The following is an 18299-nucleotide window of genomic DNA, read 5'->3' as shown; positions in this document are numbered from 1 at the left end:
TGACGACCATGACCGACCACTTCGACGACACGACCTTCCCGCTGAGCCCCGAACAACGCGCCGTGCCGGCCGATGCGCCGCGCCTGCTGCTGCGCGCCGACATCGAGGGCACGCTCGATGCTGCGCGCCTGCGCGACGTGGTGGCGCGCGTGCTGGGTGCGCACGGCGCGCTGTGCAGCGCGATCCGCGCGGTACCGGGCTACCGCGGCCTGCGCCAGCAGTACACCGAGGGCATGGCACCGCTGGCCTGGGCGGACGCCGATCTGCGCGATGCGCCTGAAGCTGCACTGGCCGACTGGCTGGCGAACCTCCAGGCCGCGCCGCTGGACATCGCGCGTGGCGAGATGGTCCATGCCGGGCTCGCACGCACCGGGGAGGCACGCCACACGCTGGCGCTTTCCGTTCATGCCTGGGTCGGCGACCGGGGCAGCCTGCAACATCTGTTCGACCAGATCGCCACGGCCTTCGCGGACGAACACGCTTTCGATGCCGCCGAGGTGTTCCCGTATGCACGCTTCGTGACCTGGCGCCAGGACCTGCTCGACGGCGAAGACGCCGCTGAAGGCCGTGCCTATTGGCAGCGCTACCTCGCGCAGGCCGCCGCGCTCACGCCGCCGCGCCTCGTCGGTCGGCAAGCTGCTGTCTCCCAACAGGCTGCGCGCGTGCGTGCCGACGAATCCGTCAATGCCACGTTGGCGGGCCGCATCGCCGCCTGCGCCGACACGCTGGGCGCCCAGCCCGACACGCTGCTGCAAGCCGTCTGGTGGCTGCTGCTCGCGCGCCTGGACGGCACGGGCCGTTTCATCGCCGGCTGGCAGCACGACTGCCGCCGCGACTACCCGCCGATGCAGGGCGCGGTCGGCGTGTTCGACAAGGTGTTGCCGCTCATCGTCGAGACCGCGCCTGAGACGCGCTTTGCCGACTGGTTCGACAACTTCGACGGCACGCTGGCCGCGCATGTCGAGGCGCAGGAGTACTGGGCCGTCGATGCACAGAGCATCGGCGCGCACCTCGCGGTCGGTTTCGCGTGCCACGAGCGGCCGCGTCGCCATGGCGTCGATCCGCAATGGCAACTGGCTGCGTTGCCGGGGCCGCTGTCGACTTTCGAACTCGCCTTGCAGATCGCATGGGATATTGATGGCGCCGCGCTGTCGGTGCATGCCGATGCGATGCGCCACAGCGAGGTGGCGGCGCAGCGCCTGCTGATGCAATACCTCTGCCTGCTGGACGCCGTGGTCGAACGCCCCGACGCCGCGCTCGGCGCGCTGCCGCTGGTCGACCCGCGCGAACGCGAATTGCTGCTGCAGTCGCAAGAAGCCGTGGCCGATGTCGGCACGCAGACCGTCACGCAGCGCATCGCCCACTGGGCCGCCGAAACGCCCGACGCGCCCGCGCTCGAAGCGGGCGACCAGTGCCTGAGCTACCGCAAACTCGACCAGCGCACCGCCCGCGTCGCCCACTGGCTGCAAGGGCAGGGCGTGGTGCCGGGCACCGTCGTCGCGCTGAACCTGCCGCGCGCGCTCGACCTGCCGGTGGCGATCCTCGCCGTCTGGCGCGCGGGCGCCGCCTACCTGCCGCTCGACCCCGACTGGCCCGAGGCGCGCCGTGCGGCGGTGCTGGCCGATGCGAAACCCATCTTCACCATCGACGCGGCATTGCCCGATGCGAGCACGCTGCCCGAAGCGCAAGCCGCGTTGCACATCGCCGCACCGAGCGACCTCGCCTACGTGCTCTACACCTCCGGCTCCACCGGCACGCCCAAGGGCGTGGCCGTCGAGCAGGGTCAGCTGCAGAACTACGTGGCAGCCGCTTCGGCCGCGATGCAGCTCGACACCTGCCGCCGCTGGGCGCTCACCAGCTCGGTCGCGGCCGATCTCGGCAACACCGCGCTGTTCGGCGCGTTCCACAACGGCGCCTGCCTCGTCGTGGCGGCGCCGCACGAGACCAAGGACGCCGAGGCTTTCGCGCGCTTCATGCGCACACACGCCATCGACGCACTGAAGATCGTTCCCTCGCACCTCGAGGCACTGCTCGAAAGCGCCACGCCCTGCCTGCCGCGCACGCTGGTGCTGGGCGGCGAGGCCGCGCCGCGTGCGTTGGTCGAGCGCATCGCACGGCTGGCGCCGCAGTGCGCCATCTACAACCACTACGGGCCGACCGAAGCCACGGTCGGTGTCATGGTGCATGCCGTCGAAGCCGGCGCGCCCGTGCCCGAGCAGCTGCCGCTGACGCGCGTGCTCGCGAACAACCGTGTGCGCGTGCTCGATGCGTCGCGCGGCCTCGTGCCGACCGGCGGTCTGGGCGAGGTCTGCATCGGCGGGACGCAGCTGTGCCGCGGCTACCTGAACCGCGCGAACGCTGACGTGTTCGTCGCGGACCCGTTCCGCGCCGGTGAGCGCCTCTATCGCACGGGCGACCTCGCGTGGGTGCTGCCCGAAGGCGGCCTGCGCCTCGCGGGGCGCGCCGATCACCAGGTGAAGGTCCACGGCTACCGCGTCGAGCCGGCCGAGGTCGAGGCGACGCTGCTGGCGCGTCCCGGTGTGCGCCAGGCGGTGGTGCTGGCCGTGCCCGATGCGGCCGGTGCGACCACGCTCGCCGCCTTCTTCGTCGGCGACAGCGAGGCGGCCGACGGCCGCGCGCTGCGCGAACAGCTCGCCGCGCTGCTGCCCGCGCACATGGTGCCTGCGAGCTGCACGGCCGTGAGCGCCTTTGCGCGCCTGCCGAACGGCAAGATCGACCGGCTCGCGCTGGCGGCCTCGGCCCCGGCCGAAGCACCGCAGCGCGTCATCGCGGCCCCGCGCGACGCGCTCGAAGCGCTGCTCGCCGACGGCATGGCCACGCTGCTGGGCAGCGGCCCGGTCGGCGTGGAAGACGACTTCTTCGAACTCGGCGGCCACTCGCTGCAGGTCATCAAGCTGGTCGCGCGCATCCGCAAGCTGCTGCAGGTCGAGGTGGCGGCCGGTGTGGTGTTCGACCACCCGACACCCGCGGCGCTGGCCGCCGTGTTGCGCGAGGCGAGCGCCGACGCGGCCGCACTCGAAAATCTGGCGCAGACGCACCGGCAGCGCGACCTCGCCGACGAATCCGCGGGCGAGGCCGCATGAGCATCGCCATGGACGAGATCACCCGCACCGTGCACGACGGCCAGGCGGTGCCGCTGTCGTATGCGCAGGAGCAGTTGTGCTTCCTGCAGAAGCTGGAGCCCGGGCTCACGGCCTACAACCTGCCGCGCGTGTTCCGGCTGACCGGCGCGCTCGACGCCGATGCGCTGGCATGTGCGTTCCAGGCGGTCGTTGCGCGCCACGCGATCCTGCGCACGCACTTCGTCGAGCACGACGGCGTGCCGATGCAGGTCGTGCAGGCCGAGGTGCCGTTCGCGCTGGAGCGCATCGACCTCTCGGACCAGGGCGCAGACGAGCAACGAGTTGCTGTCGATGCGCTCGTGCGCCGCACCGCGACGCATGTGTTCGACCTGGGCCGCGCGCGCGCGCTGGTGGCGCGGCTCGCGAAGTTGGCCGACGACCGGCATGTGCTGACCGTCTGCCTGCACCACATCGTGTCCGATGCCTGGTCGAACCCGATCCTGGCGCGCGACCTCGGCGCGGCCTACGCGCTGGCGCTGCGCAGCGACGGCCCGGTACAGCTGCCACCGCTGCCCGTGCAGTACGCTGACTTTGCGGTGTGGCAGCGCGCCCGCGTGCAGGGCGGGGCGCTCGCACCGCAGCTCGCGCACTGGAACCGCCACCTCGGCGACGAGGTGCCCTCGCTCGATCTGCCGACCGACCGCGCGCGCCCCGCGCAGCAGACCTTCGCCGGCACCGCGCTCGGCTTCGAGCTGCCGCCGGCGTTGGCGGCGGCGCTGCAGAAGTTCTGCCGCGCCGAACGCTGCACGCCGTTCGTCGTGCTGCTCGCGGCCTGGCAGGTGCTGCTGTCGCGCTGCAGCGGGCAGGACGATTTCGCCATCGGCGTGCCCAACGCAGGCCGTCACCGCGAGGAGGTGCAGGACCTGCTGGGCTTCTTCATCACCACGCAGGTGTTCCGTGCGCGGCTCGCGCCCCGGCGCACGCTGCGCGAGGTGTGCCGCCAGGTGCGCGCCGACGCGCTGGCCGCGCTCGACCATGCCGATCTGCCGTTCGAGGTGCTGCTGGCCAGCCGCAAGGACCGCCGCGACCCCGCGCGCAGCCCGCTGTTCCAGGCCATGTTCGGCGTGCAGATGGCCGGCGAGGCCGTGGCGCTCGATTTCGCGGGCGTGCGTGCCGAGCTCGAAGAGTTCGATGACGCGGGCGCCAAGTTCGACCTGTCGCTGGACTTCTACATCGACCCGCACGGCGTGCGCGGTCGGCTCGAATACAACACCGACCTGTTCGACGCCACGACCGCGCAGCGCCTGGTGCGCGCCTACCAGCGCGTGCTGCAGGCGATGTCGGACGACCCCGACCGCGTGCTCGCGAACCTCGTGCTCACCGACGCGGACGACGAGGTGCGGCTGCGCGCATGGAGCGAGAACCTGCCGCACCGCCCGTACACGCAGCCCGTGCATCGGCTGATCGAAGCGCAGGCGCGCCAACGGCCGGATGCGGTCGCGCTGGTGTTCGGCGGCACGCTGCTGCGCTATGGCGAACTCGACGCACGCGCCAACGCGCTGGCCCATCACCTGATCGGCCTCGGTGTACGGCCCGACATGCCCGTGGGCATCGCCGCCGAGCGAAGCCTCGAGATGGTCGTGGGGCTGCTGGCGATCCTGAAGGCCGGTGGCGCCTATGTGCCCATCGACCCCGAGCTGCCGCGCGAACGCATCGCGTACATGCTCGAAGACAGCGGGGTGACGCTGCTGCTCACGCAGTCGCACCTGCGCGAGGCGTTGCCGGTGGCGGCGCATGTGCAAATGCTCGCGCTGGATGCGCTCGACCTGACGGCCGAATCCACTGCCTGCCCGCAGGTCGTGCTGCATGGCGAGAACCTCGCCTACGTGATCTTCACCTCCGGCTCCACGGGCCGCCCCAAGGGCGCGGCCAACCGCCACAACGCGCTCTACAACCGCCTGGCCTGGATGCAGGACGCGTACGCGTTGAACGATGGCGACACCGTGCTGCAGAAGACACCGTTCGGCTTCGACGTGTCGGTGTGGGAGTTCTTCTGGCCACTGATGCAGGGCGCGCGCCTTGTCGTCGCTGCGCCTGGCGCCCACCGCGAACCGGCACGCCTGGTTGAGCTGATCCGCACGCACGGCGTGACCACGCTGCATTTCGTGCCCTCGATGCTGCAGGCCTTCCTGGCGCACGACGGCATCGAGGCCTGCACCAGCCTGCAGCGCATCGTCTGCAGCGGAGAGGCGCTGCCCGCCGAGGCGCAGGCGAAGGTGTTCGAGCGCTTGCCGGGCGCGGGGCTCTACAACCTCTACGGCCCGACCGAAGCGGCCATCGACGTGACGCACTGGACCTGCCGCGCCGACGGCCTGAACCACGTCGCCATCGGCCGCCCCATCGCGGGCTGCAAGACCTACGTGCTCGACGCGGGCCTGAACCCCGTGCCGCCGGGCGTGGGCGGCGAGCTGTACCTGGGTGGCATCGGCCTGGCGCGCGGCTACCTGCACCGGCTGGGCCTCACGGCCGAGCGCTTCGTCGCCGATCCGTTCAGCGACAGCGGCGAGCGGCTGTACCGCACGGGCGACCTCGTGCGCTGGCGCGACGACGGCCAGCTGGCCTACCTGGGCCGCATCGACCACCAGGTGAAGGTGCGGGGCTTCCGCATCGAACTCGGCGAGATCGAGGCGCAGTTGCTGGCACAACCGCAGGTGCGCGAGGCCGTGGTGGTGGCCGATGAAGGCCCGGGCGGCACGCGGCTGGTCGGCTACGTGTCGCCGCAGCCGGGTGCGGCGGTGGATGCGGCCGCGCTCAAGGCGCGGCTGGCCGAGGTGCTGCCCGAGTACATGGTGCCGTCGCTGCTGTGCGTGCTGCCGGCCCTGCCGCTCAACGCCAACGGCAAGATCGACCGCAAGTCGCTGCCCAAGCCCGAACGCAGCGGGGCGCAGGCCTACGAGGCGCCCGAGGGCGTGGTCGAACAGGCGCTCGCCACGGTCTGGGCCGAGGTGCTCGGCCTGCCGCGCGTGGGCCGGCAGGACAACTTCTTCGAACTCGGCGGCGATTCGATCCTGAGCCTGCAGATCGTGTCGCGGCTGCGCACGGCGGGCTGGAAGCTCACGCCGCGCCAGATGTTCGAGCGCCAGACCGTCGCGGGGCAGGCGACGGTGGCCGAGCCCGTGGGCGTTGCGGTGCAAGCCGAGCAGACCGCAGCCGAAGGCGAGGTGCCGCTGCTGCCGTTCCAGGCCGCGTTCTTCGAGGCCGACATGCCCGAGCGCCATCACTGGAACCAGTCGCTGCTGCTGCAAGGCCGCGAGCCGCTGGCGGTGCCCGCGCTCGAAGCCGCGCTGGCCGCCGTGGTGCAGCACCACGATGCCTTTCGCCTGCGCTTCCATCAGTCAAGCGATGGCCGCTGGCGACAGGTCTACGAAGCGTTGCCGGCGCGCTGGCGCGAGGAATGGCTCTGGGTGCGCGATGCAGCGAACCCGGCGCAGATCGCCGCGCTGTGCGACGAAGCGCAACGCAGCCTCGACCTCACGCACGGGCCGCTGCTGCGTCCGCTGGTCATCCGCCTGCCCGGCGGCGACTGGCGCCTGCTGCTGGCGGCGCACCACCTCGTGGTCGATGGCGTGTCGTGGCGCATCGTGCTCGACGACCTGGCCACTGCGTACGCGCAGTGCCGCGATGCCCACCCGGTCGTGCTGCCGCCGAAGAGCGCCAGCTTGCAAGCCTGGGCACGTTCGTTGCAGGGCGAGGCTGCCGCGATGGATGGCGAACTCGCGCACTGGCAGGCCTTCGCCGACGTGCCGGTGGCGCTGCCCTGCGCGCGACCCGAGGGCGTGAACACCGTGGCGCGCCGCGCCAGCATCGCGTGGCAGCTCGACCGCGCGCGCACGCAGGCGCTGCTCAAGGCGGCACCGGCTGCCTACCGCACGCAGGTCAACGACCTGCTGCTCACGGCACTGGGGCGCGCGCTGTGCGGCTGGAGCGGGCATGCGCAGCTGGCGATCCTGCTCGAAGGGCACGGCCGTGAAGACATCCTGCCGGCGGAGAAGGCACTGGATCTGTCGCGCACCACGGGCTGGTTCACGAGCCTGTTCCCTGTGCGGCTCGATCCGCTGGGGGCGTGGGGCGACGCGATCAAGCGCGTGAAGGAAGACCTGCGCCGTGTGCCGCAACGCGGGCTCGGCCATGGCGTGCTGAGGCACCTGGGCACGGACGCACAGCAGCAGGCGCTGCGCGCATTGCCACGCCCGCAGCTGGTCTTCAACTACCTGGGACAGGTCGACAGCGCGGCCGAGGCCGCGTGGTCGCTCGCGCCCGAAGACGCAGGCGAGCCGGTCGCGGCGAGCGCGCTACTGCTGCACGAATTCAGCGTCAACGCGCAGGTGCGCGATGGTGCGCTGCAACTGACGGTGGATTTCAGCGCGGCGCGGCATGCGGCCGACGACGTGCAGGGCTGGGTGAACCGCTTCGGCAACGAACTCGAAGCGCTGATCGCGCACTGCACCTCGGGCGCTTGCGGCGTCACGCCGTCGGACTTCCCGTTGGCCGGGCTCGACGCCGCGCAGCTCGACGCGCTGCCGCTGCCCGTGGCGCACCTCGAAGACCTCTATCCGTTGTCGCCGATGCAGTCGGGCATGCTGTTCCACAGCCTGGTCGATGCACAGGGCGAGGCCTACGTCAACCAGCTGTGCATGGACATCGACGGCCTCGATGCCGAGCGCTTCCGCGCCGCATGGCAGCGCGTGCTGGCACGCCACGAGATCCTGCGCAGCGGCTTCCTGGCCGACGGCGCCATGCCGCTGCAATGGGTGGCGCGCAGTGCCGAGATGCCGTGGGTCGTGCAAGACCTGCGCGAGAGCGTCGATGTGCCAGGTGCACTGGCGCGGCTGGCCGCGTCGCAGCGCGCGAGCGGCTTCGACCTGGCGCGCCCGCCGCTCATGCGCATCGCGCTGGCCCGCACGCAGGCGCAGCGCCATCACCTTGTCTGGACTTATCACCACCTGCTGCTCGACGGCTGGAGCGTGGCGCAGCTGCTGGCCGAGGTGATGCGCAGCTACGCGGGGCAGGCCGGCGAGCCCGCACCCGGACGATTTCGCGACCACATCGCGTGGCTCGCAACGCGCGACGCGCAGGCCGGCGAGGCGCACTGGCGCAGCGTGCTGGCCGGTGTGGAAGAACCGACGCGTCTTGCGACGGCGCTGGTGCCACCGGTGACGCCGCGCTCGGGCAAGGCCCGCCAGCGCCTGGCCTTCGACACCGAAGCCACGCGAGGCCTGCGCGAGGCCGCGCGTGCCGCGCATGTCACGCTCAACACCTTCGTGCAGGCCGCCTGGGCGCTGCTGCTGGGCCAGCGCACGCGCAGCGGCACCGTCGTGTTCGGCGCCACCGTCGCCGGCCGCAACGCCGAGATGCCGGGTGCCGAGCGCATGCTGGGCCTGTTCATCAACACGCTGCCCGTGGTCGCGCGCCTGCGGCCTGGCCAGCCCGTGGGCGACTGGCTGCGCGAACTGCAGGCGGCGCAGGTCGCGTCGCGCGAACACGAGCACACGCCGCTGCACGAGATCCAGGCATGGGCCGGGCTGGGCGGGCAGGGCCTGTTCGACACGCTGGTGGTGTTCGAGAACTACCCGGTCGATGCGGCCTTGCGCGGAGACGCGGCGGCCGGCCTGAGCTTCGGCGCGGTGCATACGAAGGAAGAAACCTCGTACCCGCTGACGCTGATGGTGCACGACGATGCGGCGCTGCACATCGACCTCGTGCATGCGCTCGACGTGTGCGACGAAGTACAGGCCGCGACGCTCGCGGGCCAGTTGCGCGCAGCGCTGCTGGCGCTCGCCGGCGATGCGGCGCAGGCCGTGGGCCAATTGACGCTGGCCGATATGGCCGAGCGCGAGCGGTTGTCGTCATGGTCGCGCGGCGCATTCACGCCGCAAAAGGTCGTGCCCGTACACCACCTCATCGAACAACAGGCGAAGGCAAACCCCGACGCACTGGCACTCGTCACGGCTGAGCATCGCCTGACCTACGCGGCACTCAACCGACTCGCGAACCGCTGGGCGCATCGCCTGATCGCGCAGGGCGTGCGGCCCGACATGCCGGTCGCGATCGCCGTCGATCGCTCGGCCGAGACCGTCGTCGGCCTGCTCGCCGTGCTCAAGGCCGGCGGCGCGTACGTGCCGCTCGACCCGGCGTTCCCGACCGAACGCCTGGCCTACATGGTCGAGGACAGCGGCGCCTCGCTGCTGCTCACGCGCCGCGCGCTGATGCCACGCCTGCCCGACGCAGCGAGCGTGCAGCGGCTGGCCTTCGACCTTGACGCGGCCGACGACGGCATGGCCGCCTGGCCCGACCACGACCCGGCGGTGCCGGTGCATGGCGAGCAGCTGGCCTATGTGCTCTACACCTCGGGCTCCACTGGCCGCCCCAAGGGCGTGGCGATGCGCCACGACGCGGTGGCGCGTCTCATCGCGTGGCAGCTGCAAGGCCTGCCGGGCGCGAGCCGCACGCTGCTGTTCGCGTCGCCGTGCTTCGACGTCGCGTTCCAGGAGATGGTCAGCGGGCTGGCCGGCGGCGGCTGCCTCGTGCAGACCACCGATGCGCAGCGGCTCGACCTCGATGCGCTCGAGGCGTTGGTGCACGGAGAAGGCGTCGAACGCATGTTCCTCACCTTCTCGGTGCTGCAGCATTTCGCCGAACAGTCGCTGGCCTCGGGCCGTCGGCTGCCGGCGCTGCGCCAGATCGTCACGGCGGGCGAGCAGCTCAAGCGCACGCCCGCGCTGGCCGAATGGCTGGCGCGCGAATCGCAGTGCCGGCTCATCAACCAGTACGGGCCGACCGAGACGCACGTGGTGAGCGAGTTCGTGCTCGACGGCGCGGGCGATGAAGACCTGCCGCCCATCGGCACGCCCGCATCGAGCGCGTGCCTGCGCGTGCTCGACGCCAATCTTCAACCCGTGCCCGTCGGCGTGGCCGGCGAGCTGTGCGTGGGCGCCGAGGTGCTGGCGCGCGGCTACCTGCACCGCGCCGGCCTGACGGCGCAGCGCTTCGTCGCCGATCCGTTCGATGGGCATGGCGGGCGGCTCTACCGCACCGGCGACCTCGTGCGCTGGCGTGGCGACGGCCAGCTCGAGTACCTCGGCCGGCTCGACCACCAGGTGAAGGTGCGGGGCTTTCGCATCGAACTCGGCGAGGTCGAGGCGCAGCTGCTCGCGCAGCCCGGCGTACGACAGGCCCTGGTGCTGGCGCAGGAAGGACCGGGCGGTGCGCGGCTGGTGGCCTATGCGGCCGGCGCCGAAGGCCAGCCGCTGCGTCCCGCGGCGCTGCGTGCGGGGCTGGCGGCGGCGCTGCCCGACTACATGGTGCCGAGCGTCATCGCGGCGATGCCGCAGGGGCTGCCGCTGAACGCCAACGGCAAGGTCGACCGGCAGGCGCTGCCGCCGCCCGAGGCCGCGGAAGAGCGCGCCCACGTGCCGCCGCAGGGCGCCACCGAAGCCGCGCTGGCGGGTCTGTGGGCGCAGGTGCTGGGGCTGTCGCGCGTGGGGCGCGGCGACAACTTCTTCGAGCTCGGTGGGCATTCGCTCGCGGTGCTCAAGCTGCGGCAGCAGGTCAAGGCGCAGATGGGCATCGACCTGCCGCTGCAGCGCTACTTCGAACTGCCCGACCTGGCGGCGTGCGCGCAGGCGCTCGACGCGCAAGGGCCGGCGCAGGCGCAGCAGGCCGCGCAGGCCGAGAGCGACCTCGATCGCATGGATGCATTGTTGGAAAGTCTGGGGGGTTGAGTGAGCAGTAGCGAACGCAGTAGGGCCATCGCACAACGGCTGGCGGGTTTGCCGCCGGCGCGGCAGAAGGAATTCATCGCCGCGCTGCGTGCGCAAGGTATCGACTTCGGCCGCCTGCCGATCGTGCCCGACCCGGCCGCCGTGCCCGGCGCGCCGCGGCCCGCCTCGTACGCGCAGGCGCGCCAGTGGTTCCTCTGGCAGATGGACCCCGAAAGCACGGCGCAGCACATCACGGCTGCGCTCACGCTGCACGGCGCGCTCGACCATGCGGCGCTGCGCGCGAGCCTGCAGGCGCTGGTGGCGCGGCACCCGTCGCTGCGCACACGCTTCGGCGTGAGCGACGACGGAGTGCCGCAGCAGACCGTGTCGCCCGAGGCGGTGCTCGACCTGCGCGAAGCCGATCTGCGCGCCCACCCCGCGCAGGTGCGCGACGAGGCTGCGCGCCTCGTGCGCACGCCCTTCGACCTGTCGCGCGGCCCGCTGCTGCGCGTGGGTCTGCTGCGCACCGGCGAGACCGCGCACCTGCTGGTGCTGGTGATGCACCACATCGTGTCCGATGGCTGGTCGATGCAGCTGCTGGTCGACGACTTCGGCGCGCTGTACCAGGCGCACCGTCAAGGGAACGACGCCGCCGTGCCGGCCGCGCCCGCGCTGCAGTACGCCGACTACGCGGCCTGGCAGCGCCACTGGCTCGAAGCGGGCGAGGGCGAACGTCAGCTGGCCTACTGGACCGAGCGGCTCGGCGGCGAGCAGCCGCTGCTGCAACTGCCCGCCGACCGTGCACGTCCGCCGCAGGGGCCGTACCTGGCCGCGCGCCGCCGGCTCGACCTGCCGGGCGAACTGGCACAGGCGCTGCGCCGCCGCGCGAGCGCCGAAGGCGCGACGCTCTTCATGGTGCTGCTGGCCGGCTTCCAGGCGCTGCTGCATCGCTACACGGGCCAGGGCGACATCCGGCTCGGCGTGCCCGTGGCCAACCGCGACCGGCCCGAGACGGCTGGCATCCTCGGCCTGTTCGTCAACACGCAGGTGCTGCGCGCCGAACTGGCCGGCCACACCACGCTGGCCCAGGCGCTGGCGCAGGCGCGCGAAGCGGCGCTGGGCGCGCAGGCGCACCAGGACCTGCCGTTCGAACAGCTGGTCGAGGCGCTGCAGCCCGAGCGCAGCCTGAGCCACCCGCCGCTGTTCCAGGTGATCTTCAACCACCGGCAGCAGGACCTGGGCGCGCTCGACCGGCTCGAAGGCCTGCGTATCGAGCCCTGCGAACTCGACGAGCAGGCGGCGCCTTTCGAACTCGCGCTCGACACGCTGGAGCAGGCCGACGGCACGCTCGGCCTGAGCTTCACGTACGCCCGCGCGATCTTCGAGTCCGCCACCATCGAGCGCATGGCCGCGCACTACGTCGCGGTGCTGCGCCAGCTGGCCGACGACCCTTCGCGCACGCTGCGCGAGGTGGCGCTGCTCGGCCCGCAGGAACACGCCCAGCTGCGCGAATGGGGCGAGGGCCGGGACACCGCCTGGGACGAGGTGCCCGTGCACCGGCTCGTCGAGCGCCAGGCCGCGCTGCGGCCCGAGGCCACGGCGCTGATCGTCGACGGCGTGCCGATGCGCTTCCGCGAGCTCGACGTGCGCGCCAACCGGCTCGCCCATGCACTCATCGCGCAGGGCGTGCAGCCCGAGGACCGCATCGGCCTCGCGGTGGAGCGCTCGCCCGAGATGGTGGTGGCGCTGCTCGGCGTGCTGAAGGCGGGCGCGGCCTATGTGCCGCTCGATCCCGACTACCCGCCCGAGCGGCTCGACTTCATGGCGGCCGACAGCGGCGTGCGGCTGCTGCTCACACAGGCGCGCGTGCGCGAGCGGCTGGGCGCATCGATGCAGGCGCTGCCCGCGCTGCTGCTCGACGGCGGCGTGCTCGATCGCGGGCCTGAAGACGCCCCCGATGTCGCGGTGCATCCCGGGCAACTGGCCTATGTGATCTACACCTCGGGCTCCACCGGCCAGCCCAAGGGCGTGGCCGTGGCGCATGGCCCGTTGAGCATGCACATCCAGACCATCGGCCGCGCCTACGGCATGACGCCCGAAGACCGCGAACTGCAGTTCGCGTCGATCAACTTCGACGGCGCGCACGAGCGCATCTGGACGCCGCTGGCCTTCGGCGCCACGCTGATGCCGCGCAGCCAGGAGCTGTGGACCGTGCACCGCAGCCGCGAAGAGATGCGGCGCCACGGCATCACCGTCGCCTGCTTCACGCCGGGCTACCTGCAGCAGATGGCCGACGAACTCGGCGAGGAAGGGCGCGTGCCCACGCTGCGCTCGTACACCGTCGGCGGCGAGGCCATGGGCCGCGTGGCCTGCGAGCGCGTGATGCAGACGCTGCAGCCGCCGCGCCTCATCAACGGCTACGGCCCGACCGAGACGGTGATCACGCCGACCATCGCCAAGGCCTATGCCGGCACTACTTTCGACGCGGCCTACCTGCCCATCGGCGCGCCCGTGGGCGACCGCCGCGCCGTGGTGCTCGACACCGACATGAACCTGGTGCCGCCCGGCATGGCCGGCGAGCTGTACCTCGGCGGTTCGGGGCTGGCGCGCGGCTACCTGAACCGAGCGGGCCTGAGCGCCGAGCGCTTCGTGGCCGACCCTTTCGATGCGAACGGCGGTCGCCTGTACCGCACCGGCGACCTCGTGCGCTGGCGTGCCGACGGGCAGCTCGAATACCTGGGGCGGCTCGATCACCAGGTGAAGGTGCGTGGTTTCCGCATCGAGCTCGGCGAGGTCGAGGCGCGGCTGCGCGCGCAGCCCGGCGTGCGCGAGGCCGTGGTGGTCGCGCGCGAGCGTGCAGGCGGGGCGCTGTTGCTGGCCTACGTGTCGAGCCTCGACGCGCAACGCCAGGTCGATGCCTTCACGTTGCGCGACGGCTTGGCGCAGGTGCTGCCCGAGTACATGGTGCCGTCGGCGATCACCGTGCTCGCGGCGCTGCCGCTCAACGCCAACGGCAAGGTCGACCGCGCCGCGCTGCCCGAGCCCGTGTTCTCTGCGGCGGCCGACACCTGGGAAGCGCCGCAAGGTGCGGCCGAGGAGGCGATGGCGACGGTGTGGGCCGAGGTGCTGGGCGCGCCCCGCGTGGGCCGCAACGACAACTTCTTCGAACTCGGCGGCCACTCGCTGCTGGCCATGCAGCTGCTCGAGCGGCTGCGCCGGCAGGGTTTCGGTGCGCAGGTGCGCACGCTGTTCCAGAACCCGCGCTTCGCCGATTTCGCGCGCGCCACGCTGGAGGCCGGCGCCTCGCCGCGCCCGGTGCCGGTGGTGCCCGACAACGCGATTCCCGAAGGCTGCACGCGGCTCACGCCGCAGATGCTTCCGCTGGTGACGCTCGATGCGGCGCAGCTGCGCCGCATCGAGGCCGCCGTGCCCGGGGGCGCGGCCAACATCCAGGACATCTACCCGCTCGCGCCGCTGCAGGAAGGCCTGCTGTTCCACCACCTGATGCAGGCCGAGGGCGACGTCTACGTGCAGTCGCTGCAGATGCGCTTCGACAGCGAAGCGCGGTTGAACGCGTTCATGGACTGCCTGAACCGCGTCATCGTGCGCCACGACATGTTGCGCACCGCCGTGCTGTGGGAAGGGCTGGCGGAGCCGGTGCAGGTGGTGCACCGCCATGCGCCCGCCGAGATCGAATGGCTGCCGGTCGACGCCGCCGCAGGCGATGTCGCCGCGCAGCTCGAAGCGCATGTGCGCCCCGGCCACTACCGCCTCGACGTGCGCCGCGCGCCCATGCTGCGCGCCATCGCCGCGCACGATGCGGCGGGCGGCGGCTGGCTGCTGCAGCTGCCAAGCCACCACCTGGCGCTCGACCATGTCTCGCGCGACCTGCTGGTCGAGGAGATCACGCTGCTGTTGCAGGGCCGCGCCGACGCGCTGCCCCCGCCCGTGCCGTTCCGCAGCTTCGTCGCGCAGGCACGGCTGGGTGCCGACGTGGCCGAGCAGGAGTCCTTCTTCCGCCGCATGCTCGGCGACGTGCGCGAACCGACCGCGCCCTTCGACCTGTTCGATGCGCGCGGCGACGGCACGGCGGTGGAAGAAGCGCACCTCGAACTCGACGCGGCGCTGGCGCAGACCGTGCGCACGCAGGCACAGCGCAGCGGCGTGAGCGCGGCCACGCTGTTCCACCTGGCGTGGGCGCTGGTGCTGGCCAAGACCACGGGCAAGGACGACGTGGTGTTCGGCACCGTGCTGTTTGGCCGGCTCGCAGGCGGCGAGGGCGCAGGGCGCGCGCTCGGCATGATGATCAACACGCTGCCGCTGCGCGTGACGCTGGGCCGCAGCCATGCGCTGGCCTGCGTGCGCCAGACGCACGCCGCGCTGGCCGGCCTGCTGCACCACGAGCACGCGAGCCTGTCGCTCGCGCAGCGTTGCAGCGCGGTGCCCAAGGGCACGCCGCTGTTCTCGACGCTGCTGAACTACCGCTACGTGGCGCAGGCGCCCGAGGCGGGTGCCGGTGCCGGCGGCTGGGAAGGCATCGAGACGCTCGGCGCGCAGGAGCGTTCGAACTACGCCTTCGCGCTGTCGGTGAACGAACGCGCCGACGGCTTCGCGCTGACCGCGCAGGTCGATGCGGCGGTGGGCGCCGCGCGTGTGTGCCAGTACATGCACGATGCGGTGCGCCGCGTGGCGGACGACCTCGCTCAGGCGGCCACGCACCCGGTCGTCGCCTTCGACCTGCACACCGCCGACGAGGCGCAGCGCCTGCAGGCCTGGGGCGTGAACGCGCCCGCCTACCAAGACACCGCACCGGTGCATGTGCTGGTGGCACGCCAGGCCGCGCTGCGGCCCGAGGCCACGGCCCTGATCTTCGGCGACCACACGCTGAGCTACGCCGCGCTGGAGGCGCGCGCCAACCGGCTGGCGCACCACCTCGTGCGCGCGGGTGTGCGGCCCGAAGTGCGCGTGGGCCTCGCGGTGCGGCGTTCGGCCGACATGGTCGTGGCGCTGCTGGCGATCCTGAAAGCGGGCGGCGCCTACGTGCCGCTCGACCCGGCGTACCCGCCGCAGCGGCTGGCCTACATGGTGGAAGACAGTGGCGTTGCGCTGCTGCTGGCCGACGATGCCGCCGTGCTGGACCGTATCGGCCTGCCCGGTGTGAAGGCCCTGACGCTCGACACGCTGGACCTGTCGAGTGGCCCGTCACATGACCCCGGCGTGGCGGTGCACCGCGACCACCTGGCCTATGTGATCTACACCTCGGGCTCGACCGGAAAGCCCAAGGGCGTGGCCGTGGCGCATGGCCCGCTGGCCATGCACGTGCAGTCCATCGGCGAGGCCTACGGCATGACGCCCGACGACCGCGAGCTGCAGTTCGCATCGATCAACTTCGACGGCGCACACGAGCGCACCTGGGTGCCGCTGGCCTTCGGCGCGGCACTGATGCCGCGCGACGAAGAGGTCTGGCCGGTGGAGCGCACCTGCGCCGAGATCGCGCGCCACGGCATCACCATCGCCTGCTTCACGCCCGGCTACCTGCACCAGATGGCCGAGCTGATGGGCGAGGCCGCGAGCCGGCTGCCGATCCGCTCCTACACCGTGGGCGGCGAGGCGATGCCGCGCACCAGCTTCGCGCTGGTGCAGTCGGTGCTGAAGCCGCCGCGCATCGTCAACGGTTATGGGCCGACCGAGACGGTGATCACGCCGATGATCGCCAAGGCCGCGCCGGGCGAGGGTTTCGACGCGGCCTACATGCCCATCGGCCGCCTCGTGGGCGACCGCACGGCCTATGTGCTCGACGGCGCCATGAACCAGGTGCCGCCCGGCGTGGCCGGCGAGCTGTACCTGGGCGGCGACGGCCTGGCGCGCGGCTACCTGCAGCGCGCGGGCCTGAGCGCGGAACGCTTCGTGGCCGACCCCTTCGGCGCGCCGGGCGGCCGGCTCTACCGCACGGGCGACCTCGTGCGCTGGGAGCCCGACGGGCAGATGGCCTACCTGGGGCGCATCGACCACCAGGTGAAGATCCGCGGCTTTCGCATCGAGCTGGGCGAGATCGAGGCGCAGCTGCTGGCGCTGCCGCAGGTGCGCGAGGCCGTGGTCGTCGCCAGCCAGGGCGCGGGCGGCGCGCGGCTGGTGGCGTATGTGTCGCCGCTGGCGGGCGAGCGCATCGAGACTGCGCGGCTGCGTGCCAGCCTCGCGGCGCTGCTGCCCGAGCACATGGTGCCGGCGGCCATCGTCGTGCTCGACACGCTGCCGCTCAACATGAGCGGCAAGGTCGATCGCCATGCGCTGCCGGCGCCGGTGTTCGCCGGTGGCGACGGCTACGACGCGCCGCGCGGCAGCGCCGAGCAGGCGCTCGCGCGCATCTGGTCCGAGGTGCTGGGCGTGGCACGTGTGGGCCGCGACGACAACTTCTTCGAACTCGGCGGCGATTCGCTGCTGAGCCTGAAGGTGATGGCGCAGGCACGGCGCCTGGGCCTGCCGGCGCTCGACCTGAAGCTGCACGACTTCCTGCGCGCGCCGACCATCGCGGGGCTGCTGGGCGGGCGTGCCGATGCGCCGTCGCTGGTCGCGCTGAATGCCGTGGTGCCCGGCGCGGCGCCGCTGTTCTGCCTGCACGCCGCGCTGGGCACGGTGTACGACTACGCGCCGCTGGCGCGCCGCCTGCAGGGCGTGCGCACCGTGTACGGCCTGCCGTGCCGCATGCTCGCTGATCCCGCGCACCGCGACGTGTCGCTGGCGCGCATGGCCGACGACTACGCCCGCATCGTCCGTGGCGTGCAGCCGCAGGGGCCGTACCACCTGCTGGGCTGGTCGCTCGGCGGTGCGCTCGCGGCGGCCGTGGCCGCGCGGCTCGAGGCCGAAGGGCAGGCCGTGGCGTTCCTCGGCCTGGTGGATCCCTACGTGCCCGAGCCCGACGCACCCTTGCAGACGGTGGACGACGACGGTCGCCGAGACTTCGCCGACTTCGTCGCCTCGGCCTGGCCGGCGGCGCGCCTGGACGGGCTGCTGGACATCGACGACTTCGTCTGCGACGAGGCGACGGTGGCCGCGCTGATCGCCCAGGCGCGTGCCAGGGCGCAGGCCCGTGGCGATGCGCTGGAGATGCCGGCGCACGCGAACCTGCCCGACGACGAGCTGGCCCGCATCTTCCTCGTGAGCCAGCAGCTGAAGGCGATCGAGACCGAGGCGCTCGTGCCGCTGCGTTGCCGCACCGAGTGCTGGTGGATCGCGCGGCGCCCGGCGGCGGACCGCGCCGCGCTCGCGCTACAGCTGGGGCGGCCGGACCTCGCGAGCACTGCGGCGCTCGACGAGGACCACCACGCGATCCTGCGCAGCCCGGTGTTGTTGACGCAACTGGCCGAGCGACTGGGCGAGGCCGAAGCCCTCGCGGCCTGAGGCCTCGGCATAAAAAAACGCACGACCCGGAAGCCGGGTCGTGCGTCAAGGGCACCCT

General features: G+C 72.3%; 3 protein-coding genes. All 3 read left to right on the top strand.

Annotated features, from left to right (window positions below):
• Nucleotides 1–8: 8 nt before the first annotated feature.
• Genes AC07XP_RS05890 through AC07XP_RS05880 form a run of 3 tightly spaced genes read left to right on the top strand, consistent with a single transcriptional unit; the run spans nt 9 to nt 18241 of the window.
• Entirely contained in the window at nt 9–3104 is a 3096-nt protein-coding gene (locus AC07XP_RS05890; protein ID WP_495264089.1) for a non-ribosomal peptide synthetase, read from the top strand.
• Nucleotides 3101–10864 (top strand): amino acid adenylation domain-containing protein, encoded by a 7764-nt coding sequence (locus tag AC07XP_RS05885; RefSeq protein WP_495264088.1) that lies wholly within the window; start codon nt 3101–3103, stop codon nt 10862–10864. Before AC07XP_RS05890 ends, AC07XP_RS05885 begins: the two co-directional genes overlap by 4 nt.
• Complete coding sequence (locus AC07XP_RS05880; protein ID WP_495264087.1) at nt 10865–18241, top strand: amino acid adenylation domain-containing protein; 7377 nt, start codon at nt 10865–10867, stop codon at nt 18239–18241. It abuts the gene before it with no gap.
• The last annotated feature ends 58 nt before the right edge of the window (nt 18242–18299 follow it).

The organism is Variovorax sp. GW531-E2 (genome assembly GCF_059423125.1).
This window is presented reverse-complemented; position numbering and strand designations above follow the sequence as displayed.

Coding starts and splice junctions, on each gene's coding strand:
- AC07XP_RS05885 (WP_495264088.1), top strand. CDS start 3,101: ATGAGCATCGCCATGGACGAGATCACCCGCACCGTGCACGACGGCCAG.
- AC07XP_RS05890 (WP_495264089.1), top strand. CDS start 9: ATGACCGACCACTTCGACGACACGACCTTCCCGCTGAGCCCCGAACAA.